At 56.8% G+C, this 24040-nt stretch carries 18 protein-coding genes; 6 read left to right on the forward strand and 12 right to left on the reverse strand.

The features are described 5' to 3' along the window. Positions 1–116 precede the first annotated feature (116 nt). Positions 117–749 carry a molybdenum cofactor guanylyltransferase MobA gene (mobA, locus tag RBH33_RS01530; protein WP_306730357.1) on the reverse strand — a complete coding sequence of 211 codons (633 nt, stop codon included), beginning with the start codon at positions 747–749 and terminating at the stop codon, positions 117–119. Between the two features lie 192 nt (positions 750–941). On the opposite strand from mobA, the gene pdxH reads away from it, so the two are divergent. From pdxH to traF, 5 genes are all read left to right on the forward strand, one after another. Continuing rightward, positions 942–1586: a pyridoxamine 5'-phosphate oxidase gene (gene pdxH, locus RBH33_RS01535; RefSeq protein WP_306730358.1), complete on the forward strand. Its 645-nt coding sequence runs from the start codon at positions 942–944 to the stop codon at positions 1584–1586. Positions 1587–1635: 49 nt separating this feature from the next. Further along, positions 1636–2856, forward strand: a complete 1221-nt coding sequence (locus RBH33_RS01540) for a CaiB/BaiF CoA transferase family protein (protein WP_306730359.1) — start codon at positions 1636–1638, stop codon at positions 2854–2856. A 30-nt stretch (positions 2857–2886) separates the two neighbouring features. Continuing rightward, positions 2887–3123 carry a DUF1653 domain-containing protein gene (locus RBH33_RS01545; protein ID WP_306730360.1) on the forward strand — a complete coding sequence of 79 codons (237 nt, stop codon included), beginning with the start codon at positions 2887–2889 and terminating at the stop codon, positions 3121–3123. After that, a complete protein-coding gene (gene tadA / locus RBH33_RS01550; protein ID WP_306730361.1) occupies positions 3123–3632 on the forward strand; it encodes a tRNA adenosine(34) deaminase TadA in 510 nt (169 codons plus the stop codon). Before RBH33_RS01545 ends, tadA begins: the two co-directional genes overlap by 1 nt. Positions 3633–3857: 225 nt before the next feature. Beyond that, positions 3858–5306 (forward strand): conjugal transfer protein TraF, encoded by a 1449-nt coding sequence (gene traF / locus RBH33_RS01555; protein ID WP_306730362.1) that lies wholly within the window; start codon positions 3858–3860, stop codon positions 5304–5306. Positions 5307–5336: 30 nt separating this feature from the next. Here traF and RBH33_RS01560 read toward each other — a convergent pair whose 3' ends face one another. The 7 genes from RBH33_RS01560 to mltF all read right to left on the reverse strand — a co-directional run bounded on the left by RBH33_RS01560 (position 5337) and on the right by mltF (position 12741). Continuing rightward, positions 5337–5672 (reverse strand): Na+/H+ antiporter subunit G, encoded by a 336-nt coding sequence (locus RBH33_RS01560; RefSeq protein ID WP_306730363.1) that lies wholly within the window; start codon positions 5670–5672, stop codon positions 5337–5339. 12 nt (positions 5673–5684) lie between these two features. Next, on the reverse strand, positions 5685–5954 hold the full coding sequence (locus RBH33_RS01565) for a K+/H+ antiporter subunit F (protein ID WP_306730364.1): 270 nt from the start codon (positions 5952–5954) through the stop codon (positions 5685–5687). Between the two features lies 1 nt (position 5955). Then, positions 5956–6456 (reverse strand): Na+/H+ antiporter subunit E, encoded by a 501-nt coding sequence (locus RBH33_RS01570; protein WP_306730365.1) that lies wholly within the window; start codon positions 6454–6456, stop codon positions 5956–5958. Between the two features lies 1 nt (position 6457). After that, positions 6458–7975 (reverse strand): monovalent cation/H+ antiporter subunit D, encoded by a 1518-nt coding sequence (locus RBH33_RS01575; protein ID WP_306730711.1) that lies wholly within the window; start codon positions 7973–7975, stop codon positions 6458–6460. Next, a complete protein-coding gene (locus RBH33_RS01580) occupies positions 7975–8313 on the reverse strand; it encodes a Na+/H+ antiporter subunit C (protein ID WP_306730366.1) in 339 nt (112 codons plus the stop codon). The genes RBH33_RS01575 and RBH33_RS01580 overlap by 1 nt, the downstream gene beginning before the upstream one ends. A gap of 2 nt (positions 8314–8315) precedes the next feature. After that, positions 8316–11102, reverse strand: coding sequence for a monovalent cation/H+ antiporter subunit A (locus tag RBH33_RS01585; RefSeq protein ID WP_306730367.1), 2787 nt, complete (start codon positions 11100–11102; stop codon positions 8316–8318). A gap of 157 nt (positions 11103–11259) precedes the next feature. Further along, on the reverse strand, positions 11260–12741 hold the full coding sequence (gene mltF / locus RBH33_RS01590; protein ID WP_306730368.1) for a membrane-bound lytic murein transglycosylase MltF: 1482 nt from the start codon (positions 12739–12741) through the stop codon (positions 11260–11262). Positions 12742–13104: 363 nt separating this feature from the next. Here mltF and purL point away from each other — a divergent pair, with 363 nt between their 5' ends. Beyond that, entirely contained in the window at positions 13105–16977 is a 3873-nt protein-coding gene (gene purL, locus RBH33_RS01595) for a phosphoribosylformylglycinamidine synthase (protein ID WP_306730369.1), read from the forward strand. 93 nt (positions 16978–17070) lie between these two features. Here purL and RBH33_RS01600 read toward each other — a convergent pair whose 3' ends face one another. From RBH33_RS01600 to RBH33_RS01615, 4 genes are read right to left on the reverse strand one after another with little or no spacing between them, the layout of a single operon-like run. After that, the gene (locus tag RBH33_RS01600; RefSeq protein ID WP_306730370.1) at positions 17071–18855 is read right to left on the reverse strand and encodes a glycoside hydrolase family 15 protein; all 1785 of its coding nucleotides are present in this window, start codon (positions 18853–18855) and stop codon (positions 17071–17073) included. Positions 18856–18879: 24 nt separating this feature from the next. Beyond that, the gene (locus RBH33_RS01605) at positions 18880–19890 is read right to left on the reverse strand and encodes an SDR family oxidoreductase (RefSeq protein WP_306730371.1); all 1011 of its coding nucleotides are present in this window, start codon (positions 19888–19890) and stop codon (positions 18880–18882) included. 18 nt (positions 19891–19908) lie between these two features. Continuing rightward, positions 19909–22872, reverse strand: coding sequence for an FAD-binding and (Fe-S)-binding domain-containing protein (locus tag RBH33_RS01610; RefSeq protein ID WP_306730372.1), 2964 nt, complete (start codon positions 22870–22872; stop codon positions 19909–19911). A 27-nt stretch (positions 22873–22899) separates the two neighbouring features. Then, positions 22900–24036, reverse strand: a complete 1137-nt coding sequence (locus RBH33_RS01615; protein ID WP_306730373.1) for an enolase C-terminal domain-like protein — start codon at positions 24034–24036, stop codon at positions 22900–22902. Positions 24037–24040 lie beyond the last annotated feature (4 nt).

The following is a 24040-nucleotide window of genomic DNA, read 5'->3' on the forward strand; positions in this document are numbered from 1 at the left end:
TGATGTGTTGTTATAGCGCGCTCAAGAGGTGAGCTGAAGCATTAGCCAGTCCCGGCGCGAAGGCGGCATATTCTAGTGGAAATGGCGTGTAATTGCATGTGCTTTTTGGCCATGGATTAATTGCTTTCTTCCAGAAAAGGCAGCAGCGTTTCCGCCTGGTACAGGTCCTGGGGATGATTAATATTGAAAAAAGCATCGTAGCGGACGGAGGGAAAATCCACTTCCACACACTCTTGTTGACGCACCCACTCCTGCAGACGCGGGCTGACATCGCCTGTGAGCGCCTTGCTCACCGGATCAAGCAAGGAGCGATGCCAGAGAGCAAAGGTGGGATGCAGGCGTCCTTCTGAGCTGGCTACGGCCAGGTTGGCGCCACTTTCCTGGGTTGCCCTCAATAAGTGATCGACCAAGTCGGAAGGAAAGAATGGCGTATCGCTGGCAAAGCTGGCCAGCCACTGACAGTCCGGTCGGTGGGCGTGTAACCAGCTTAGGCCGGTTTGTATTCCCGCCAGGGGGCCGGGAAAATCGGGTTTCTCATCCGGCAACACCGTCAAGCGGCTACGGGCGAAGCGCAGGCTGCTACCGTTGGCGCTTAACAGCAATTGGTCAACCTGGGGCTGGGCCCGGTCAATGGTGCGTTGCAGCAAGGTCTTGCCGGCCAGAGGTAATAGGCACTTGTCGCCGCCCCCCATACGCCGGGCTTGCCCGCCCGCTAATAATATTCCCAGAATTGTGTCTTTTGTGGTCATGTTGAGTGGCCAAACTGCAGGTGACTAGGGCCTCGTGACGGCTTAGTGATACCACTTAAGCGTTACTTGAGACGAAAATAAGTGGGCTGATCGCGAATCAGCCTCGGTCTGGGCGTCCCTCCAGATGAAATAATCTCAGGCTAACAGTAGTATAGCGGATGTCATCGCTTTGACCCTCAGTTAGGATTCAATATGAACTACGATCTGAAAGATTTGCGACGCGAGTACCTTCGCGGCGGTTTGCAGTTAACGGATTTGAGTGCGGACCCCATAGCTCAGTTTGAGCTATGGATGGCGCAGGCGCTGGAAGCGCAAATTCCGGATCCCACCGCCATGGTGCTGGCGACTGTGGCGCAAGACGGGCAGCCGTCCCAGCGCATCGTTTTGCTCAAAGGTTTGGATAAACGCGGCTTTGTGTTTTATACCAATTTGCGCAGCCGAAAAGGCCTGGAGCTTCACTCAAACCCGAAAGTCAGCCTGCACTTTCCCTGGCACGTCCTGGAGCGGCAGGTGAGCGTATGCGGCGTGGTACAGCCACTGGATCGGGATGAGGTGGCGGACTATTTTCGTCGCCGCCCACGGGAGAGCCAGATTGCGGCCTGGGCCTCACGTCAAAGTCGGGCCATCGCGTCGCGGGCTGAACTGTTGGAGCGCTATAAAGCCACCGAGGAGCGTTTCGATCAGGAGGATGTGCCACCGCCGGAGTTTTGGGGCGGTTTTCGCGTCCGGCCTCACCAGGTGGAGTTCTGGCAGGGCGGCGCTCACCGTTTGCACGACCGCTACCAGTACACTTTGCAAGCCGAGGGCAACTGGGCCATCGATCGGCTGGAGCCCTAGTGTGCCGCCATGAACAGAAAGATAATACGCACCGAATGAGCAAGCACCCATGACAGACCAATCCCCGCAATCCGCCCGGCGCCCCCTGGAAGGGGTACGCGTTATCGAAGTAGGGCAGTTGATCGCCGGGCCTTTTGCCGGCTGTATGCTGGCCTACTTCGGGGCCGAGGTGATTAAGCTCGAGCCGCCCGGCTCAGGTGATCCGCTTCGGGGCTGGCGGGTGGTGGAAGACGGTACTTCCCTGTGGTGGCGAAGCCTGGGGCGCAACAAGAAAAGCGTCACTCTGGATTTGAAGCAACCCGAAGGAAGGGCCCTGGCGCGCCAGTTGATTGACAGTGCCGATGTATTAATTGAAAACTTCCGCCCCGGCGTGATGGAGGAGTGGGGGCTCGGGCCAGACGCCGTTAAGCAAACCAATCCGGGGCTGGTGTACGCCCGCATTTCCGGTTACGGCCAGACCGGGCCCTACGCCAAAAAGCCGGGCTTCGCTTCCGTGTGTGAGGGCATGAGCGGATTTCGCTATGTGAATGGCTTTCCCGGTCAGGCACCTGTTCGCCCCAACCTGAGTATTGGTGACACCATTGCCGGCTTGCACGCTGCTTTGGGGATTGCCTTGGCGCTGTTTGAGCGCGAGCGGCACGGCGAACGGAATGGCCAGGTGGTGGATGTGGCGCTGTACGAGTCCATGTTCAACCTAATGGAAGCCGTGGTCCCCGAGTTCGATGGCGCCGGCGTGGTACGCGAGCCCTCAGGCACGACGGTCACCGGCATTGTGCCCACCAACACCTACCGGTGTCGCAACGGCAAGTACGTGGTCATCGGTGGGAATGGGGACTCCATCTTCAAGCGGTTGATGGACGTGGCGGGCTATCCCGAGATGGCAAGCGATCCGCGCATGGCCAGCAACAGCGGTCGGGTGGAGCATCAAGAGACCATAGATACAGCCTTGGCGACGTGGTGCAGTAGCCGTGATTCAGACGAGATACTGGCGCTGCTGGAAGAGGCGCGGGTACCCTCGGGGCCTATCTATAACGTGGCCGATATGTTGGCCGACCCGCACTTCAACGAGCGCGGCCTGTTCGAGCAGGTGGAGATTGACGGAAAGCCGTTGAAGATTCCGGCCATATTGCCGCGCCTCGCCGATACCCCGGGCCGGACCGACTGGCCCGGTCCAGGCCTGGGTAGCCATACCAATGAAATACTGCATGAGGTTCTGGGCGTGGATGAGGAGACGCTTGTCCAGCTAAGAGCCTCAGGCGTTATTGACTGATCTGCCCATCTATTCAGGAGAAACACCCTAATGGTACAAGAAGGGCGCTATCGCCATTACAAGGGCAACGAATATCAAGTACTGGGCGTTGCCACGCACAGCGAGTCGGGCGAGGCGATGGTGGTTTACCGTTGCCTGTACGGCGACTACGACCTCTGGGTTAGGCCTCTGAGTATGTTTACCGAGCAAGTCACCCTGGAAGGCGAGAGTGTGCCGCGTTTCCGATATCTGGGGCCTGACTCAGGCGATGGGGAGATGATGCCCTGATGGTCGATACGATGGTCCATACCGAGCAGGACGATTATTGGATGCGCCGCGCTTTGGCGCTGGCGGAGCAGGGTCGTGAGCAGGGAGAAGTACCCGTGGGCGCCGTTTTGGTGCGGGACGGTGAAGTGCTGGGTGAAGGCTGGAACCAACCCATCGGCTGCTCCGATCCCACGGCTCATGCGGAAATTATTGCCCTGCGCCAAGCGGCTAGCCGACTGAATAATTACCGGCTGCCGGGAAGCAGCCTCTATGTGACATTGGAGCCTTGCACCATGTGTGTGGGCGCTATGATTCACGCTCGGGTAGAGCGCCTGATTTATGGCACGACGGAACCCAAAGCTGGAGTGGTGGAAAGTCAAAGCCGGTTGTTGGAGCAGGACTTCTACAATCACCGCTTGAGCGTCACTAGCGGCGTCCTCGCGCAGCAATGCCGCCAGCAGTTGACGAGTTTCTTCCGTGAGCGGCGGGAGACAATCAAGTCCCGGAAAAAAGATGCTGCTGGCTCCTAGCCCCTAGTTATTAGTTCCTATCTGGTTAAGCGTTGTACTCACTCGTTCGCGTTACCTTCCTTGCAATGTGCATCCCATTTTGAGCCATAGAGCTGTGCTATGCTTAAAAGGTGAATTCGGTGTCATTAAAGGCCGATTCGCCGTAGATCACATTTTAGGAATGGTCTGCCGCAGTCGCGGGACGCTAGTAGCGGCGCGAGTGGCGGATCTGCAGAGAAGTTTGTCATGCGCGTTTTTACGCTAGTTGTAGGTTTTCTTAGTCTGAGCACTCTCGCCAGCCAGAGCTGGGCTGTGTCCTTCTTGTCCTTTGACGCCCGCTCCATGTCCATGGGCAGTACCGGTGTGGTCATGGCCCGCTCCCACAACGCCAGCTTGTTTAACCCCGCCCTGCTGATCGACACAGATCCAAAACGCCAAACCCGTTTTCATATGCACACCTATGCGGGCGCGCGACTTCTGGATCGGGATAATTTTCTGGATACCGCTGATCAATTCAGAACTCGCTACGAAGGTATGACGCTGGACGAGCTGCTGGATATTGATCTCAATTTAGCCCCGACCGAGTTTGCCAGTGGCGACGAGCTACGCGCAGCAACCGGGCGAATCCGCGCCGCCCAAGCGGATATCAATGGTCTCTCCAATAAGCCATTGCGTGTCAGTGCCTCTTACGGTTGGTCTTTTTCCTATCCCACCACTCATTGGTCAATTGGCGGCTATGTGCGTGAATTTGCCGTGTTGGGCAGTATGGTAAACGTCGCGGACGCTGACAATGCGGCCATTGATCGTCTGGCCAACACCGTGGAAAGTTTTGCCAATCTGTTGGATGAAGTGATTGAGCTGCGAGAGAGCACCGAAGGCCGGACTCGATTCACCCTTGAGGAAGTGATAGACCGCGCGGATCCGTTAGTGGACGCTATTTGGGACTTAAATCGATACGTGAACTTTCCTGAGCTGCGGTCAGATGTCCAACTGGGCGTAGCATCTGACCGAAATGTTCAGGAATACCTGAGGGAACCATTGCCGGACGGCTTTCAGTCCACCATTGACAGCCGTGGTGCGGAAGTGACCGAGCAGGCAATCAGTGTGGCGCGGAGTTTTAACGGAGGCGAGGCATTACCGGGACTGATCCATCTGGGCATTAACTTCAAATATGTGGATTTTACCACCATAAGTTTTTCTCAGCCGGTGGACGAATTTTCTCTAAGTGCTTATCGGGAAGATGAATACCGGTTGTCCCATCGCCGTTTTAACATGGACATGGGTATGGTCTACGGCCCCAGCGATCAAGTACATATCGGGCTAGTGGTACGCAACTTGATTCCCCGTGATTTCGCGACGGTTGATGGTGAACCTATTCCACTTCGTCCCATCGCGCGCATGGGTATCGGTTACCGCAACAGGAATGTAAATTTAACCGCGGATCTGGATGTTACCCGCAACGAACCTCTGGGTTTTGACCCTGATAAACAATATCTTGGCCTTGGCGCTGAGTGGTTTGCCTGGCGGAATACGGCGCTGCGAGCGGGACTGCGCTACAACACCGTGGATGGTGAGACCCTGCCTTCTCTGGGCTTCGGGCTGGGCGGCCGTCACGGTCACTTAGACTTGGCGGTGGCGAAAAGCAGCAATGGCGACGAATGGGGGCTGGCCTTCCAAGCGGGTTTGGCTTTCTAATCGGCTGTTAAAAACCGTTCAAGCATGCGGTTATTCACTGCTCCAAGGCTTACCCCGAGTGCCGGGTGCCAGCTTGACCTTAAGATGAATAGCCACCTTGGCCATCATGTGGCCGCTTACCGGCGCGGTGATGAACAAAAACATGGAAATCAGCAGCTCGTGCAGGCTGAGAAAGTGTCCCGTCACGTTGAAAAAAATGACCGATCCGATAATAGTGCCACCTACGCCCAAGGTGGTTCCGGTAGTGGGCGCGTGCACGCGGCTGAAAAAATCCGGTAGCCGTATTAAGCCGATTGAGCCCACCAGAGCGAACAAAGCTCCGCCCAGCAAAAAAAACGAAATAACCAGTTCCACCCAAATATTCATAGCTGACTCCAGTTACTCAATAATGTTGCCGCGCAAAAGGTACTTGCATACAGCGGTTGTGCCTACAAAACCCATCATGGCAATGAGCAGAGCGGCTTCAAAAAAAGCGGTGGAACCCAAGTAAACGCCAAACAAAATAATCAGTGCGATGGCATTTACGTACAACGCATCCAAGGTAAGAATCCGGTCGGGAATATCTGGTCCGAGCGCCATCCGTAAAATAGTCAGAAGCGCAGACAGCGCGTAAATAACCAGGGAAAGTGGCACGACGATCTCTAACATATTAAAAGATCTCCCGCAGCGGCTGTTCGTAGCGCTGTTTGATGTGAGCAATAGCGGCGTCTATGTCCGGTACGTGTAGGCCATGAATCAATAGGCACGACCGATCCAGAGCTATATCCGCGCTGACGGTTCCCGGAGTTAGGGTAACGGTATTGGCCAGCACCGTAATGGCAATGGGGTTGTCGATGTCCAGGGGTAACTCAAAAAAAGCGGGCTGCAATTTTTTGGTGGGACCCAGGAGCAGGGGCACGATAACGATGTTGGACAAGGTAATATCCCACAAAACCGTAAACGCGTAGCGCACCAAGAGCCACCAATTGCGAATTTTTACTGGAAACAACCAAAAGGTTTGCGTGGCCCAAGGTAAAAACCAGCCCAGTAGCAGCGCTACCAGAATTGGGCCAGGCTCAATGCTCTGATTGAGAATCAACCAGACGGCCACCAGTACAAGGCTGACCAGAGGTTGGGGCAATAAACGGCGCTTGGCAGTAGACGATTGCACCTTAAAGCTCCTCGCTCAATCGTATCGGCATGACGGCATCAATATAACCGCTGGTATCGCGCAATTGTTCCGCCGTGGCTTGGCAATAGCTTAGCAGTGCCTCTCCATAAACGGTCATCAATGGACTAACCAACAGTAACAGCAGGGCGACGCCCAGCTTGGTTTTATCGGCACGGCGCGTACCCTCATTGCTGTCATCGCTGTGACTCCAGAAAATGGTGCTGCCGGCGCGACTCATGCTGACCAGGGTAATCAGTCCCGCCGCCAGTAGAATCAGCCATAGGGCCGGAGCGAAGCTACTGCCGGCGGATGCCTGCAAAATAGAGGCTTTGCTGATAAAACCTGAAAGGGGTGGTAGCCCGGCGACGCTAACCGCGGCGATAAAAAATATACTGCCCAGTAAGCGCGGTTGCCGCAAGGGCTGAGCCGGTTTCAGATAGTCTTTTGCCTGACCGCGTTGATTGCTGATGATGTCCGCCAGCAGAAACAGAGCCGCAGTGATAAAGGTTGAGTGAATCAGATAGTAAAGCCCGCCGCTCCACGTGGCCAAATCATCGGTGGCCACAATCGCCAACACGGTGCCCACGGACACAATAACCAAATAAGAAACCACGCGCTTGAGCGTACGGGCGCCCAGTACGCCAATAGCGCCAAAAATCATGGTGAGTAGAGCGATAGGCCACAACCAAGTTGAAATGGCATTCTCTAGCACCCCGGCTTCTGGGCCAAACAACAATCCGTGCACGCGTAAGATCGAATAGATACCCAGCTTAGTCATAATGGCAAACAGCGAAGCCACTGAGGGACTGGCAGAGCTGTAGGCGTTGGGCAACCAGAAATACAAGGGGAGCATGGCGGCTTTGAGGCCGAACACTACCAGCAGAATTAAACCGGCTGCCAGCACCAAAGGTGCATCCTCGGGAGCTACCTCGGAAATGCGGATGGCCAAATCTGCCAAATTCAGCGTTCCGAGCACACCATACAGCGTTCCTACACCAATGAGGAACAACGCGGAACCGGCCAAATTGAGGATCACGTAGTGAAGGCTGGCGCGGGTGCGCTCGGGGCCGGCACCGTGCATCAGCAGGCCATAAGATGAGATCAGGGTGATTTCGAAAAACACAAATAGATTGAACAGATCGCCGGTGAGAAAAGCGCCCTGTAGGCCCATTAATTGGAAATGAAATAGAGCGTGATAATTGCGACCGCCTTTATCGTCACTGCGGATGCCGTACAGTAATGCCAGCAATCCAAGAATAGAGGTCATCATCAGCATCATGGCGGCAAAGCGATCCAGCACCAGCGCAATGCCATAGGGCGGCTGCCAATTGCCTACAGCGTAAACCTGATATTCGCCTGCGCCGGCCTGAATCAGTAATACGGCGGTGACCGGTATGGACAGCAAAGCCGATATCAGGCTCACGGCCCGTTTGGCATCCAGGTGCGCCCGCGCCATAAAGATCAATGCCACGCCGGTACACAGCGGCAGCATGATGGGCAGGGTAATCCAGTGTTGCATCACGGTTGCTGATCCTCGTCGCTGCGGGCGTCCACGTGATCGTTACCCAGTTCACTGCGCGCGCGCAGAGCCAAAACGGTAATGAAAGAGATCATGGCAAAGCCGATCACAATGGCGGTCAGTACCAAGGCTTGAGGCAGGGGGTCCGTGTACTGTGCGCCTTCGGCAATGATCGCAGGCTTACCCGTATGCAGTCGTCCCATGGCCACCAGAAACAGGTTCACAGCGTAAGAGAACATCAGCAGACCCATAACCACCGGAAAGGAGCGCGCTCTCAAAATCAAATAGAGTCCGCTGCCAGCGAGGATGGCCACCACTGTGGCGTAGAGCAATTCCACAATCAGGGCTCCGTTGTCGGTTGACTGGTGAAGGGCTTGAGCTTGCCCAGATTTTCCAAAATGACCAGCGTGGCTCCAACCACGGTCAGATAAACCCCCAAATCAAAGACCATCGCCGTGGCCAGAGGTATCTCGCCCAGCACCGGCAAATGCACGTGCGTGTGGGCTGTGGTCAGCAAAGGCATTCCAAAAAACCAGCTGCCCATGGCGGTCAATCCGGCGATCATCACACCGCTGGCCACCAAGGGGTGGAAGTTGTCATTGAGGCGTTCATTGGTCCAATTTAGGCCGTTGGTCAAATACTGCAGAATCAACGCAATGGCGGTTATCAAGCCGGCAATAAAACCACCGCCCGGTAAGTTGTGACCCCGCATAAAAATGTACAGAGAAACCATGAGCGCCAGAGGCAGCAGGGGCATGTTCAACACGGACAACAGCATCGGGTGCCGGTCTTTGGCGTAGTGATGGCCCAAATGACGCGGGTTGAACAGGCGCATGCCATCCAGCAGCCCGAAGATACCAATGGCGGCAATTGCCAAAACCGTAATCTCACCGAAAGTATCAAAGCCCCGGAAATCCACCAGCACCACGTTGACCACGTTGGTGCCACCGCCGCCGCTGACACTTTCCGCCAAAAAGAATTTTGATATGGAGTCCAATGGGCGGGTCAATATGGCGAACGTCAAAATACCCAGGCTCAGACCGCCCACGCCCGCCACCACCGCGTCCCGCCACAAGCGTTGAACACTGGAGTCGCGCTGGTTCTGGCGGGGCAGGAGGAACAGGATCAACATCAATAGAATAATGCTGACCACTTCAACGGATAGCTGAGTCAACACCAGATCGGGCGCAGAAAAACGGGCAAACACCAGAGCCACGCCCAGACCAACCACACTTAGAAACAGCAGCGCTGTCAGACGGTTACGGTGTAGGATCGCGGTGCCCAGAGCCGCCACGATCATGGTCATGGCAATGGCCAGGCTGGGGAAGTCAATGGCCGTCATGCTTACGCCGCCGTGCAGCGAGGGCAGTTGCAGCAGCGCCGCGCCGGCCAGAGCGATCGTAAACAGGAACAGAATTAGCAGGTAGTTTTGCGGGTGGCCGCTTTCCAGCAGTTTGGTGATTCGGCGAGAGCCCTGAACCAATATGCTGTGCAGAATAAATTCAAAAACATCCGGCGCGCTAAGTGGCGGGAGCCGATTCCAAAGATTGAACAGCCGGTGTCTCTGGGAATACAAGAACACACCCAGCACCATGGCCAACACACTCAGCGCCAGAGGCAGGTTGAAACCGTGCCAGATCTCCAGAGTGTACTGAGGCAGAATCGTCTGGGTAGTGCTTGCAGCGGCTACGGACAACAGTGGACCGACAATCAGTGCGGGTAGCATACCGACCGCCAGGCACAGCACAACCAGAATCACGATGGGCGCCCGCATAAAGAAGGGCGGCTCGTGAGGTTGCTTGGGCAAGGGACCGGGCTTGGGGCCAAAAAAGACGCTGTGAATAAAGCGCAGAGCGTAGGCGACGGAAAACACTTTGGCGAACACCGCCACCGCGGGAATCAACCAACTCCAACCCCCGAGTACTCGCTGCTCAATGGCTTCCCCTAAAAACATTTCAGTGCTCAGGAAGCCATTCATCAACGGCACGCCGGCCATGGCGGCGGCGGCAATCAGCCCCAGGGCAGCGGTGATGGGCATGTAGTGTCGCAAACCGGATAAGAGACGAATATCCCGGCTGCCGGTTTCGTGATCGACAATCCCGGCGGACATAAATAGGGAGGCTTTAAAGGTGGCGTGGTTAACCGTGTGGAACAGCGCTGCCACCACCGCCAATTGAGTATCCAGCCCGAACAGCAACACAATCAGCCCCAGATGGCTGATAGTGGAGTAGGCCAGTAACCCCTTTAAATCGTGTTTGAACAGCGCCACTACAGCGCCCAACGTCATGGTGGACAACCCCACCAGGGACAACATAATAAACCAGAGTTCGGTACCCGAGAGCGCCGGGTAAAGTCTCGCCAGAAGGAAAACACCCGCCTTTACCATGGTGGCGGAGTGCAGGTAGGCGGATACGGGTGTCGGCGCCGACATGGCATGAGGCAGCCAGAAATGAAACGGAAACTGCGCGGACTTGGTGAACACACCCAGCAATACCAAAACCAGTGCTACCGGGTAGAGGTGGTGCTCGCGCAGAATGTCTCCGGCTGCCAGTACGTCACTGAGCTCAAACGAGCCTACAATATGACCGATGACCATCACTCCGGCCAGCAGTGCCAAGCCGCCCCCACCGGTAACCGTGAGCGCCATGCGGGCACCCCGCCGGGCATCGCGTCTGTGCCCCCAAAAGCCGATCAGTAGAAATGAACTGAGGCTGGTCAGCTCCCAAAACACTACCATCAGCAACAGGTTGTCCGCCGTGACCACGCCCATCATGGCGCCCATAAACAGCAGCAGTAGGCTAAAGAAACGGCCGTGGGAGTCCTTGGCGGAGAGGTAGTAGTGCCCGTAGAGAATAACCAACAGGCCTATGGCGAGAATCAGCAGAGCAAATAGAAAGGCCAAGCCGTCCAGTCGAAAGCCGATATTCAAACCCAGAGCGGGAATCCAGTCCCAGCGAATGGTCAGCAGTTCGCCCTGAAACACCGCCGGTGCTGTGCTCAACAACAACAGGAGCGCGCAGGCAGGGGGAGCGGCGGTTAGCCATGAGCAGACGGTACGCCCTTTATGGGCGGCCAACAGGGGCAAGAGGCTGCCGATGAACGGCAGCAAAATCAGTGACAGCAGCATGAACCCGGCGTATCCGATCGGTCAGGGGGAGCCTCGCTCTGGAGGCCTGCGTGATTTTCTAACGATGCCGGCGCGCATTATATACAAGTCAGTCGCAACAATGTTGGATCAAAATCAAACTTTGTACTGACTCGAAACGGGATTTTTGGGGTACTCCTTAAAGTACCGAAATAGGCATAGCCAAAGCGCTGTGACTGACTTTACGCTGCTGGTGCTGTGCCGGGGTTTCCTCTTCCGCTGCTGCTGCCCGGCGTTGTTCCTGCTGATCGTGCCAGGCAAGAATGTTGTAGAAGTTTTGGATGTTGCGCACATAAGTGACGGGCTCCCAGCCGCGCGCATAGCCGTGGCGCGTATGCCGGTAATACTGGCGCTTGGCGAGCAGTGGGAGGTACTCCCGAACATCGGACCACTTGTTTGGATCTCCCCCATGGCCTTGGGTCAGTCGGCGCGCATCTTCCAAATGGCCCAGGCCCACATTGTAGGCCGCTAGCGCCATCCAAGTGCGGTCCGCGCCCTCTATGCCAGGAGGTAGGCGGTTGTACATGGAGCGGAAGTACTTGGCCCCACCATAAATACTTTGCGCTGGGTCTCTGCGGTTGCTGATACCCATATCTTCAGCGGCCGCCATGGTAAGCATCATCAGGCCGCGCACACCGGTGTAAGAGCGGGCATTCGGGTCCCAGTGGGATTCCTGGTAGCCGATCGCTGCCAGCAGGCGCCAATCCAGATCAAATTCTTCCGCTGCTTGCTGCATTTGCTTCTTCCAGCGGGGCAGGCGATGTTCGACCCGATAAGAAAATAGCAGTGCGCCGCCAGTGGTTACCTCGTCAATATGTTCGTAGAAGCTCTGGCTGATGCGCGCAACGGTACCGTCGTTTTTACTGCGCTCGAGATAATTTTGGGCGATTTGGTAGAGGCTTTCGTCGCGACTGCGGGGGAAGGCCCAGGCCAAAGGTTGAGGTTCGCCCAGCTCAAAGGCAACCCAGGCGCGGGGGAAGGTGTGGCGATTGAGTTGATAGGCGTTGGAGTCGACAATGGCGTGGTCAACAGTGCCGCTGTGAACCATCTCCAGCAGATCGATCATTTCCAGATTGCCTTGCTCGCGCCAAGTAAGGGTCGGGTAGCGTCGCTGCAGCTCCCGAAGGCGTTCAGCGTGGGCGGATTTGGAAATAACCAGTATGTCTTTGCCAATCAGATCCTCGATACTGCTCGGCGCTTCGGCGCGGCTGTTGTACAGCAGTATTTGGCTAACTTCCTTATAAGGCGTGGAGAAGCGCACGGTGCGGCTGCGGCTCTCGGTGACGGTGAGGCCGGCGGCGGCCAAGTGGGCTCGGCCATCGCGCACGTCGTGGAGCATAAACTCCAGGTCTTCCTGATCTTCAATCACCAGCTCTACGCCCAGCTCGTCGGCGAAGCCCTTTAGTAATTGGTATTCGAAGCCGGTGTATCCGTACGGACCCCGGTAATAGGTGGTGGGGCCATTGCGCGAGGCCACGCGCAGCTCGCCCAGGGCCAGCACCCGCTCAAGAGTGGTAGGGGGTTTGCTGCCTACCAGCAAGGCGCTGCAGGCAATCAGCATCAGGCACGCAACAGCGTGCATCAGCGGTGAGAAAATCGTCCGTTTTTTGCTTACGTCCATTTTGCATTTTCTCCGTAATACGGATGCCGGGTCATATCCTTTTTTGCGGCCCTGGCCAAAAATTTTCGCGATTCTATAGTCTCTGGCCGTGAACCGCTAGCTTGTACTTCTGTCAAATCTGTAGTATGTCGTCTAAACGATTCCGAACGAATTCTAACCAAAATTGGACGGAAAGTCGAATTTGGCGTCAGATTACACCGTTCTGCGTCTGAATAATTCCAAAATGGAATAAGATGTGTCAGGGCTGCGACTTGGCCTGCGGGAGGACTAACTTGGGCAACTAAAAGCTGCCTTGCGGGGTAAGATCAAGTACAATTGCGCGCTCTTCAAAAACCCTCCGCTACCCTGAGGTCATGACCCACTATGCTGATTTTGCATGGCGCCCCCGCTCTTTCCGCATTCCGCCTTGAAAAACTCCTAGCCAAACTGCAGCACGCGGTCCCCGGTATATCCGGCTTGGCTGCCCACTATGTGCATTTCATTGAGTTGCGGGAGCCGCTGATTGGCGGCGAGCAGCAGGTGCTTGAGGCATTGCTGACTTACGGCCCTCGTGCTGAGGTAGCTGAAATCGCCGACGGACAGGAATTTGTCGTGGTGCCGCGTCCCGGCACCATCTCGCCTTGGTCCTCTAAGGCTACCGATATCGCGCGTAACGCCGGCCTGGACAAGGTTAACCGCATAGAAAGGGGCGTTCGTTACGTTATAGAAGGTGCAATAGAAGTTGCCGCCGAGCCATTTATTAAGGCTCAGCTTCATGATCGTATGGTGGAAGCGGTTCTGGGCAGCCCGGAGGAGGCGGAACAGCTCTTTTCCCACCGGGATCCCGCGCCCCAGACCACCGTGGATATTCTCGCCCAGGGGCGAGAGGCGCTGGCAGAGGCCAACGGCCGCCTGGGCCTGGCTTTGGCAGACGATGAAATCGACTACCTGGTGGAAAGCTTCCAAAAATTGGGCCGCAATCCGGTGGATGTCGAACTGATGATGTTCGCTCAGGCCAACTCGGAGCACTGCCGTCACAAAATCTTTAATGCCTCTTGGACGCTGGATGGCGAAGAGCAGCCGCGCAGCCTGTTCAAGATGATCAAAAATACCTTTGAGTTGGGCGGGGACAATGTTCTGTCCGCTTACTCGGACAACGCGGCGGTGATCGCCGGTCCGGTGGCCGAGCGTTTCTATCCGAACCCGGATACCAAAACTTACGGCTATCACCACGAAGCCATTCCCATGCTGATGAAGGTGGAAACCCACAATCATCCCACCGCCATCTCACCGTTTGCGGGCGCCGGCACTGGCGCTGGTGGCGAGATTCGGGATGAAGGTGCTGTCGGTCGTGGCTCCAAACCCAAAGTGGGTTTAACGGGTTTTACCGTTTCCAACCTGCAGATTCCCGATTTTGGTCAACCCTGGGAGCGCGACTACGGCAAGCCCGGGCGCATCGCCAGCGCTCTGGACATTATGCTAGAGGGTCCCATTGGCGGAGCTGCGTTTAACAACGAATTCGGCCGTCCCAACATCTGTGGTTATTTTCGAACCTTTGAAGACGATTTCGATGGCGAGCGTCGCGGCTATCACAAGCCCATTATGCTGGCCGGCGGGTACGGAAACATAAAAGCCGAGCACGTCGATAAACCACCGTTCAACGCCGGTGCCAAACTGGTGGTTCTCGGTGGCCCCGCCATGCTGATCGGTTTGGGTGGTGGCGCGGCCTCCTCTATGGATTCGGGCCAATCTTCGGAAGCGCTGGACTTCGCCTCGGTGCAGCGCCAAAACCCAGAGATCGAACGCCGTTGCCAGGAAGTGATCGACGCTTGCTGGCAATTGGGTGACAGCAATCCTGTTGCCTTTATTCACGATGTGGGCGCAGGCGGCCTGTCCAATGCGTTCCCGGAGCTGGTGAAAGACGGCGGTTGCGGTGGTCAGTTTGAATTACGCAATGTCCCCAACGATGAGCCCGGCATGAGCCCCTTGGCGATCTGGTCTAATGAATCCCAGGAACGCTATGTGCTGGCCATTCAGCCCGAAGATCTGCCGCGTTTTGAGGCCATTTGTCAGCGCGAACGCTGCCCTTACGCGGTGGTCGGTGAGGCCACCAGTGAACAACACTTGCTGGTTAACGACACCCACTTCGATGCCCAGCCGGTGGATCTGCCCATGTCGGTGTTGTTTGGCAAGCCGCCCAAAATGCATCGTACCGCCGAGCGCTATCAGGGCAGCACCCTGACCTTTGCCACTACTGATGTGCATATTAATGACGCTGCTGAACGAGTGCTCAAACACCCGGCGGTAGCCAGTAAAAGTTTTCTGATTACCATTGGCGATCGGTCGGTGACCGGCATGGTCGCGCGAGACCAAATGGTTGGCCCCTGGCAGGTGCCCGTGGCGGATTGCGCTGTAACTACGGTGAGCTATCAGGGCTACGCCGGTGAGGCTATGAGCGTGGGTGAGCGCACGCCGGTCGCGCTGCTGGATGCGCCGGCTTCTGGGCGTCTGGCGGTGGCTGAAGCCATCACCAATATTGCCGCCACCCGTATTGGGCAACTCTCCGATATCAAACTCTCCGCCAATTGGATGTGTGCCGCAGGCCACAAAGGCGAGGACGAAAAACTGTACCGCACTGTGGAAGCGGTGGGTATGGACCTGTGCCCGGCATTGGGTATTACCATTCCGGTGGGTAAGGACTCTATGTCCATGCGCACCGCGTGGGAGGACTCGAACGGTCAGGAAAAAGCCGTAACCGCGCCTCTGTCACTGGTGATTTCCGCTTTCGCTCCGGTGCTGGACGTGCGCAAGACCCTGACGCCCCAGATTCGTACCGACAAAGGCGCCACTGATCTGCTGCTGGTGGATTTGGGTGAGGGTATGAACCGACTCGGCGGTTCTATTTTGGCCCAGGTGTACAACCAACTGGATGAGGTGCCGGCGGATCTGAATAATCCGGCCCTGCTGAAAGGCTTTTTCGATACCGTACAGGCCTGCTTGGAAAACGATCAGCTGGTGGCTTACCACGACCGCAGTGATGGCGGTTTGTTTGTCACCCTGGCGGAAATGGCGTTTGCCGGTCACTGCGGTTTGGATATCTGCATTGATGCTTTGGGAGACGATCCTCTGGCGGTTCTGTTCAGCGAAGAGCCGGGCGCTGTGTTGCAGGTGGCTCGAGAACATCTGGAAACCGTGCAGGCACGCTTCAGTGCGGTGGGTCTTGAGGCCAAAGTCATCGGCCGCCCTAACGAGGAAGACTGGCTGCGTATACAACGCGGTGGCGAGCTGATTTTCGATCAATCGAGAGTGATCTTGCAAAGTTTGTGGTCGGAAACCAGTTATCACATGCAGGCGCTGCGGGATAATCCCACCTGTGCGCGGCAGGAGTTTGATCTGCTGTTATCGGCCCAGCCCGGTTTAAGCGCGTCGCTCACGTATGATCCGTCTGAGGACGTAGCGGCGCCCTACATCAAGCGTGGCGAACGGCCCGCTATAGCCGTTTTGCGCGAGCAGGGCGTCAACGGTCAGATGGAAATGGCGGCAGCGTTTGAGCGCGCCGGTTTTAGACCCGTCGATGTGCATATGAGTGACCTGCTGGCTGGCCGCACGCAACTGGATGAATTCCAAGGTCTGGTGGCTTGCGGGGGCTTCTCCTACGGTGATGTGCTGGGTGCGGGCGAGGGCTGGGCGAAAACCGCTCGGTATAACACGCGCGTTCGCGATCAGTTCGCGAACTTCTTTAATCGTGACGACACCTTCAGCCTGGGTGTCTGTAACGGTTGTCAGATGCTCTCTAACTTGAAGGATTTGATTCCCGGAGCCGAGCACTGGCCGCACTTTGTACGCAACCTGTCCGAGCAGTTCGAAGCGCGTTTTAGTTTGGTACAGGTGCCTGAATCGCCCTCGGTGTTACTCCGTGGTATGGCGGGTTCGCACCTGCCGGTGGCCGTAGCCCACGGCGAAGGGCGGGCGGAATTCGCCAGTGCCGAAGCGCTTAAAGCGTGCGATGAAAGCGGCACGGTAGCGTTGCGGTATATCGATAATCATCTGTCGGTGACCGAAAACTATCCGGCCAATCCTAACGGTTCGCCGCTGGGGATTACTGGACTGACCAGTCGCGACGGTCGCGCCACCATCTTGATGCCGCATCCTGAGCGCGTGTTCCGCACCGTAACCAACTCCTGGCATCCGGACGAGTGGGGCGAGGATGGCGCCTGGCTGCGCTTGTTCCGCAACGCCCGTGTGTTTGTCGATTAAGTTGTTCGTACGCCGTGAACCTAGCAGGCTGTTGAAGGCATTGCACCGCGGAAAAAACCGAGGTGCTTTTTCAACAGCCTGTTCAGAGGCTCCTTAAGTCAGTGTCACCGCTTCTGGGCTACCAGTGGCGATTAAACGGGCGCTGCTGATCAACGCCAGATGAGACAGCCCCTGGGGGAAGTTGCCCAGTAATTGGTGGTTGTGGGGGTCCCACTCCTCCGACAACAGACCGACATCGTTGCACAGCGAGAGCAGGTGCTTGAACATTTCTTCCGCTTCCTCACGCCGGCCCATTAACCAGTAGTTGTCTACCAGCCAGAAACAGCAGGGCAGGAACTTGCCCTCTTCATTGGCCTGATCACCCACCCGATAGCGCCGCACCAAACCGCCCGACACTAGCTCTTTTTCAATTGCAGTGATGGTGGCTTTCATGCGTGGATCGTCGGCAGGAAGAAATTCCACCAATGGAATCATTAACAGGCTGGCGTCCACATTGTCGGATCCATAGCGCTGCGTAAAGTAGCCGCCTTCGGCGTGAACACCGTGCTTGAGAACGTCTTCGCGAATCTCTTTGCGGATGCGTTTCCAGTGGTCGATTGGCCCATCCAGCCCATGTTTTTCGGCGTCACGAATGCAGAGATCAAAAGCAGTCCAACTGAGCACTTTGGAATGGGTCAAGTGATCGTGAATGGTGCGGAACTCCCAAATGCCTTCATCCGGTTTGTGCCAGTGCTCCTCCAAGCTTTCCAGAATCTTGCATTGCAACTGCCAGATATCGCCACTCAAATCCAGGCCGTGATCGCGCGCCAAATGAAGGACTTCCATCAATTCTCCGCGCAAGTCCAGTTGATACTGATCACTGGCCGCATTGCCGCTGCGTACCGGCTTGCTGTCCGCGTAGCCGGGCAGCCAGTCCAGTTCGTTTTCGTAATCAATGACGGCACCATCGATACCGTAGAGCGCGTGCATATGGGAGTCGTGCTGATGCACCGCCTCCAGCAGCCAGTCGCGCCAGGCACAGGCCTCCTTGCGATAGCCAGCGTTAAGTAAGACCTTTAGGGCGAAGGCTGCGTCTCTGATCCAGCAATAGCGGTAGTCATAGTTCGCTTCTCCACCCGGTACTTCCGGCAAAGAGGTGGTTATCGCTGCGACCATGCCGCCGCCTGGTTCGTAGGTCATGGCTTTAAGGGTTATTAGGGAGCGTTTCACGTGCTCTTCCCAGCGGCCATGATAGGTGCACTGAGATATCCAATCCTTCCACCACTGTGCGCACTTTGAGATTTCCTGTTGAGCGTTCGGTGGCTCAGGAAGCTTTTCGTCGGCGTGGCTGTAAGTTAACGCGAAGCAGTGCTGTTCGCCCGCCGCGACTTCAAACTCTGCGTGCGCTGCGGTGGCCTCGTCATCCAGGCTTAAGGTTGCGTCCTCGTAGGTCAACAGTAACTGATCATCGCCGCAGTGGAACAGCACCTGACCCTGGGAAACCGACTCTGTTGCAGGTTTGTCGCGCCCATAGGTAAAGCGAGGCACGCATAAGCTGCGCATGGGTACCTTTCCTGACACGCCTTCGACCACTCGAATGAGATGACAGGTATTGTCCGACAGGGGCATGACGTCGGTCAGGCGGACTTTCCCCGCCGGCGTGGTAAACACGGTTTCCAGTACTAGCGTATCCGGCTGATAGTGGCGTTCAACACTGACTTCATCGCTGGACGGCGCGATCAGCCAGCGACCGTTTTCTGCCGTGCCCAATAGAGCGGCGAAGCAGGCGGGAGCGTCAAAGCGGCCCGGACAAAACCAGTCCACCGATCCCGCTTTGGAAACCAAAGCGGCACTGTGTAGGTCGCTCAAAAGTGCGTAGTCATCAATGGGCCTGAACATAACTCCTCCCGTTTTCGTAAGAGTTCATAGGGAATCCTGGTTGTGGTCGCGCTTGATTACCATAGCCGCTAAACCCGCCATTAGGGTGACCAGTGCTAGAGGTAGACGGTTTTGGCTCAGCAACAATTGCCAGCTCCGGTCCTTGGCCTGATCATCGAATCGGCCATGGGTTCCCATGTCTTTGGGTACGGGCTCGAACAAATTGTCGCGGGTTGAGGGGGTTTTCACTTGCTTGTCCATTTGCCCATCAATGGCCTGCTTACTGGCCATGTAGTCGATCAATCCGGGAACTATCTTGTTGCCTAAAATAATTTTTAACGCGGGAAATCCCACGTACAGTTCTCGCCGGTTGTGGTTCGCAGACCACACAACGGCGCCAGCGGCCACCTCCGGTTGAAAGATGGGTGGCAGAGGTTGGGGTTGGCCGCCGATTCGGTGGCGGGCCCATTCAAACTGGGGTGTGTTAAACGCGGCCAGATGTACGGTAGTGAGGTGTATTTTGCTGTTTTCGTAGATCAATTCCGCTCGCAGGGAATCGGTAAAGCCGCGTGCCGCGAACTTGGCTCCGCAGTAAGCTGATTGCAGGGGAATACCTCGGTAGGCTAGGGCCGAGCCCACTTGGATGATCGTGCCGGCGTTACGGGGGCGCATGCGTTTGAGTGCCGCCTGAGTGCCATAGACGACACCGAGATAACTTATTTCGGTAACCCGCTGGTACTCTTCGGGGGCCATGTCGACCACCTTGGAAAACACGGTCACCATGGCGTTGTTAACCCATACGTCGATAGGGCCAAGCACCTTCTCTACCTGCGCAGCGGAGTCCTCCACTTGCTGAGCATTGGCGACGTCGGTGGGCAGTGCCAGGGCCGTACCTCCCGCCTGTTCGATTTCTTTGACTGCCCCGTTTAGCCCTTCGGTGCCTCGCGCCAGTAAAGCGACCGAGGCTCCGCTGCGGGCAAAGGCGAGGGCGGTTGCGCGGCCCACGCCAGCCGAAGCGCCAGTAACCACTACCACTTTCGGACTTTTCTGAGTCATGGGTTCGCTCCTGTTTCCTTACGGGTGTCGGTGGATTGACTGTTCACTGGAAGCCAAAATTGGGCCGGGCGTTTGCCCTTCCCTTAGAGCCATATCCAGTACCTCGGCGATGTTCATCGACCTGCGGCCGGTCGCATGCCGAATTTGTTCCCGGCAACTGAAACCATTGGTAATCAGTAAGGTGTCTTCTTCAGCGGCACGTACGGCGGGCATTAAGTGTTGTTCACCGATGCGCAGTGACAACTCGTGATTGCTTGCTTTAAAACCAAAAGAGCCTGCCAAACCGCAGCACCCGGCATCGAGCACGTGCGCGTCCACGCCCATCCACGCTAAGAGCCGGGCGTCGGACGAGCCATCCAAGGATGCGTGCTGGTGGCAGTGCGTATGCACGAGGGCGCGACGGGAAAGTGGCGGCGGACGGAAGCCCTTGCATTGCAAGAACTCTCCCAGTAGTTGCGAGTTTTCCGCCAAGTAGTGGGCGCCTTCATGTTTTGGAAACAGCTGCGGCAATTCATCCCGAAAGCTGGCAACGCAGGAGGGTTCCAGTCCAATCAGTGGTAAGCCCAAGGTCATTTCCTCCTGCAGGGTTTCTAGAATGTCATGCAGTTGTTTACGTGCCAAATCCAGCATGCCTTCGGCGAACAGCGGCCGAGAGCAGCACAGCGGGCGGGCGGGAATGCGCACCCGGTACTTGGCCGCTTCCAACACGCGCACGGCGGCTTTTAACGTGTCCGGATAAAAATAGTTGTTGAAGGTATCCGGCCACAGCACCACCTCTTTCCAATGACCATTGCCGGACTTGCCGTTTCGAGGTTGCTTCTCTCTGCCTTGAAACCAATCCCGAAAACTTTGTTTGGCGTATTTGGGCATGGCGCGTTCGGGCGATATGCCGCCGATCCACTTCGCGGCTCCAGACAAACCTGGTGTTTGTAAGACAAAGTTAGCCAACCCGGGTAGTTTTCCGGCAGCACGGCTCCACCACCAAATCAAACCCATGGCGTATGCGTCGCGCGGGTGCAGGCGGCGCCGATAGTAGTGCGCCATAAATTCGGCCTTGAAGGTGGCCATGTCGACATTAACGGGACAGTCGGATTTGCAACCCTTGCAGGCCAAGCATAAGTCGAGGGCTTCATGTACGGACTCGTTGCGCCAACCCTCGCGAAGTTCTTCATCGCGCAGCATCTCAAACAACAGGCGCGCGCGACCGCGTGTGGAATGTTGTTCTTCACCCGTGCCTCTGTAACTAGGGCACATGACGCCGCCCTTTTGGTCGCGGCAATTGCCGATGCCCACGCAGCGGTTGGTGGCGTCGGCAAAGCTGTGATGATCCTCCGGGTAATCGAATTCAGTTTCCACTATGGGTGGATGGGCATCGGGTCCGTAGCGTAAGTTGGTGTCCATGGGGTAGGGGTCCACGACTTTGCCGGGGTTCATTTTTCCCGCCGGGTCCCACAGGGATTTAAATTCCCGGAATGCCTGTGCCAGTTCCTCTCCATACATACGTGGGAGGAGTTCGGCGCGCACTTGGCCGTCCCCGTGTTCGCCAGACAAAGAACCCCCGTAGCGAAGTACCAGGTCGGCCGCGTCAATCATGAACCGGCGCCACTGTTTTAAACCGGCGTCACTGCGCAAGTCGAAGTTAATACGGCAGTGAATGCAGCCCTCGCCAAAATGGCCATAGAGTGCACCTTCGTAATTATGGCGATGCATCAGGTCGCGAAACTCGCGCAAATAGCGGCCCACGTTTTCCGGCGGTACGGCGGCGTCTTCCCAACCGGGATAGGTGTTGCCTTGTTCTGGAGCGCGCGAGGTTGCACCCAGGCCGGATTCGCGCAGTTTCCAGAGGCGTTCTTGATCCTCGGACGATTCGAACAACTCCATGGTAGGGGCGTCGTCTCGTTCACAGAGATCGTCCATCACCGCGCGCGCTTTCTCCTTCGCCTTCTCGAGCGTTTCACCTCCAAACTCCACCATCAACCAGCCGCCACCTTCCGGCAAAAGGCGCCGCTCCTGGGCGTGCATCTGCTTCATGGCCATGGCCCGCAAGAGCACACTGTCCATGCCCTCCAGTCCGGTGGGCTCGAACTTTAAAATCTCGGGCACATGATCGCCTACCACGTAAACATTGGGGTAGGACAGGATCAGCAAAACGCGCACGGGTGGGCTGGGCACCAGTTGCAACTCCGCCTCCAGGCAAGTGACACAAGTGCCTTCCGAGCCCACCAGGGCACGCGCGACGTTAAAGCCTTTTTCCGGTAGCAGTTCGTCCAGGTTGTAGCCGGAGACGCGGCGAGGAATGTCCGGATAACGCTTGCGAATCAGCTCCGCGTAGCGATCGCGAATGCGCCGAAGGCCAGCGTAGATCTCGCCGCGTCGCCCGCCCTGGTCGATGATGTGCTCCAGTTCTTCCTCGCTGGTGGGACCGACACACATACGCTCACCGTCATAGGTGAGCACTTCCATGGTGATCACATTGTCCGCGGTCCGGCCCGCCATCACTGAATGTACGCCGCAGGAGTTGTTGCCAATCATGCCGCCCAAGGTATTGTGGGCGTGGGTGGATGGGTCAGGCGCAAAAGTGAGATGGTGCTCTTCGGCTTTGTTTCGCAGCACATCCAACACGCAGCCCGGTTGCACTCGCGCGCGGCGCGTTTTTGGGTCTACCTCAAGCAATTGATTAAGATATTTGGAAAAGTCGATCACCACGGCCACATTGCAGGCTTGCCCCGCCAGGCTGGTGCCAGCACCGCGGGCTAGCACCGGCACATCCGCTTCCCGGCACAGTCGCAGAGTTGCTACCACGTCGTCCACGGAGCGGGGCACGACCAGCCCAATCGGAACCTGCCGATAGAGCGAGCCATCAGCGGCGTACAGTGCGCGGCTGCCATCGTCAAAGCGAACTTCGCCGCGCACACACGCTCGGAGCCGGTTCGCCAAGTCCTGGGCTTTGTCGTTACTGTGCTGTGGGTTTGGACTCGCCATGACGATTACATCCGTGAGTGGTCAGGCTCATGTCTGGGTTTTGGGTCCACATTCATCAAGCAGAAAAGGCGCGGCATGTTCCGATCGGAACGCCAGCCCATGACCGGCCCGTTCCCGGTTTGGCCACAGCTTGCCATTGCGCAGCTCTGGCACATGTTCGAACAACAGTTTCTCTAGCCGAACATGGTCGTGAAAATATTCAATGTGTTTGAAGTTGGGAAGCGTTGCGCACAGAGCCGTATGAACAGCGGGCGCGCAATGGGCCGAGAGCGGTATCTGAAACGCTTCGCACAGCTGCGCCGCCTGAATAAAACCCGAGTAACCACAGCGTGTGGCGTCCGCTTGTAGTATGTCGACGGCGTGTGTTTCCAGCATGCGCCGAAAGTAAATTCCGCCCCAACCGTATTCGCCAGCGGCGATGGCAATTCCAGATGGAGTTCGATCACGCAACCAACTGAGTCCTTCCAGATTATCGGAAGAAACGGGCTCCTCCAGCCAGCAGATGCCCCAGTGATGTAAACGTTCTATCAGATCCAATGCGGTGCGCGGGTTGTAGGCGCCGTTGGCGTCCACCATGAGCTCAACGTCGGGACCCACCACTTCTCGGGCCAACGCCACCCGGCGGATGTCTTCTTCCAGGATCAGGCCGAGTTTAATTTTGACGGCGGTTAAACCAAGCTCCATCCAGTCTGCCAATTGGCTTCGTAACTGTTCGTCTGTGTAAGTGGTGAAGCCACCGCTGCCGTAGACCGGCACCCCAGCGCGAGAATTTCCCCAGAGAGTGCTGAGCGAGATATTGAGCAGCTTGCCTTTTAGGTCCCAGAGCGCAATGTCCATCGCCGAGGCGGCCATAAGGCCAAGGCCGGGCCGCCCGATGTTGCGCAGAGATTGGTTCATGTGCAGCCAGAGGCTGGGTAGATCCACGGCACGACTGCCCATTACGCTGGGCGCCAGTGTGTCGCGCACCAGAGCGGCCGCGGCCAAACCGCCGGTGTAGCTGTAACCCAGGCCCACGTGATCGCCCGCGCGGATCTGCACTACCAACAGTTCCGTGGAGCTCCAGTGAAAGGTGCCATCGCCTTCCGCGTCATCCGTGGGGACGCGATAAGCCGCCACCTCCACGGACTCTATCAGCGGCCCCTGTCCTTCCAAACACGCTGTCATGGTT

Source organism: Marinimicrobium hydrolyticum (genome assembly GCF_030848505.1).
Taxonomy (GTDB): Bacteria; Pseudomonadota; Gammaproteobacteria; order Pseudomonadales; family Cellvibrionaceae; genus JAVDDU01.

Excerpts from the sequence above, each read along its gene's own strand:
- RBH33_RS01605 (WP_306730371.1), bottom strand. The coding sequence starts at position 19,890 with ATGACTCAGAAAAGTCCGAAAGTGGTAGTGGTTACTGGCGCTTCGGCT.
- RBH33_RS01575 (WP_306730711.1), bottom strand. The coding sequence starts at position 7,975 with ATGCAACACTGGATTACCCTGCCCATCATGCTGCCGCTGTGTACCGGC.
- tadA (WP_306730361.1), top strand. The coding sequence starts at position 3,123 with ATGGTCGATACGATGGTCCATACCGAGCAGGACGATTATTGGATGCGC.
- RBH33_RS01600 (WP_306730370.1), bottom strand. The coding sequence starts at position 18,855 with ATGTTCAGGCCCATTGATGACTACGCACTTTTGAGCGACCTACACAGT.
- RBH33_RS01565 (WP_306730364.1), bottom strand. The coding sequence starts at position 5,954 with ATGTTAGAGATCGTCGTGCCACTTTCCCTGGTTATTTACGCGCTGTCT.
- mltF (WP_306730368.1), bottom strand. The coding sequence starts at position 12,741 with ATGGACGTAAGCAAAAAACGGACGATTTTCTCACCGCTGATGCACGCT.
- RBH33_RS01615 (WP_306730373.1), bottom strand. The coding sequence starts at position 24,036 with ATGACAGCGTGTTTGGAAGGACAGGGGCCGCTGATAGAGTCCGTGGAG.
- RBH33_RS01610 (WP_306730372.1), bottom strand. The coding sequence starts at position 22,872 with ATGGCGAGTCCAAACCCACAGCACAGTAACGACAAAGCCCAGGACTTG.
- traF (WP_306730362.1), top strand. The coding sequence starts at position 3,858 with ATGCGCGTTTTTACGCTAGTTGTAGGTTTTCTTAGTCTGAGCACTCTC.
- RBH33_RS01585 (WP_306730367.1), bottom strand. The coding sequence starts at position 11,102 with ATGCTGCTGTCACTGATTTTGCTGCCGTTCATCGGCAGCCTCTTGCCC.
- pdxH (WP_306730358.1), top strand. The coding sequence starts at position 942 with ATGAACTACGATCTGAAAGATTTGCGACGCGAGTACCTTCGCGGCGGT.
- RBH33_RS01545 (WP_306730360.1), top strand. The coding sequence starts at position 2,887 with ATGGTACAAGAAGGGCGCTATCGCCATTACAAGGGCAACGAATATCAA.
- RBH33_RS01560 (WP_306730363.1), bottom strand. The coding sequence starts at position 5,672 with ATGAATATTTGGGTGGAACTGGTTATTTCGTTTTTTTTGCTGGGCGGA.
- purL (WP_306730369.1), top strand. The coding sequence starts at position 13,105 with ATGCTGATTTTGCATGGCGCCCCCGCTCTTTCCGCATTCCGCCTTGAA.
- RBH33_RS01540 (WP_306730359.1), top strand. The coding sequence starts at position 1,636 with ATGACAGACCAATCCCCGCAATCCGCCCGGCGCCCCCTGGAAGGGGTA.
- mobA (WP_306730357.1), bottom strand. The coding sequence starts at position 749 with ATGACCACAAAAGACACAATTCTGGGAATATTATTAGCGGGCGGGCAA.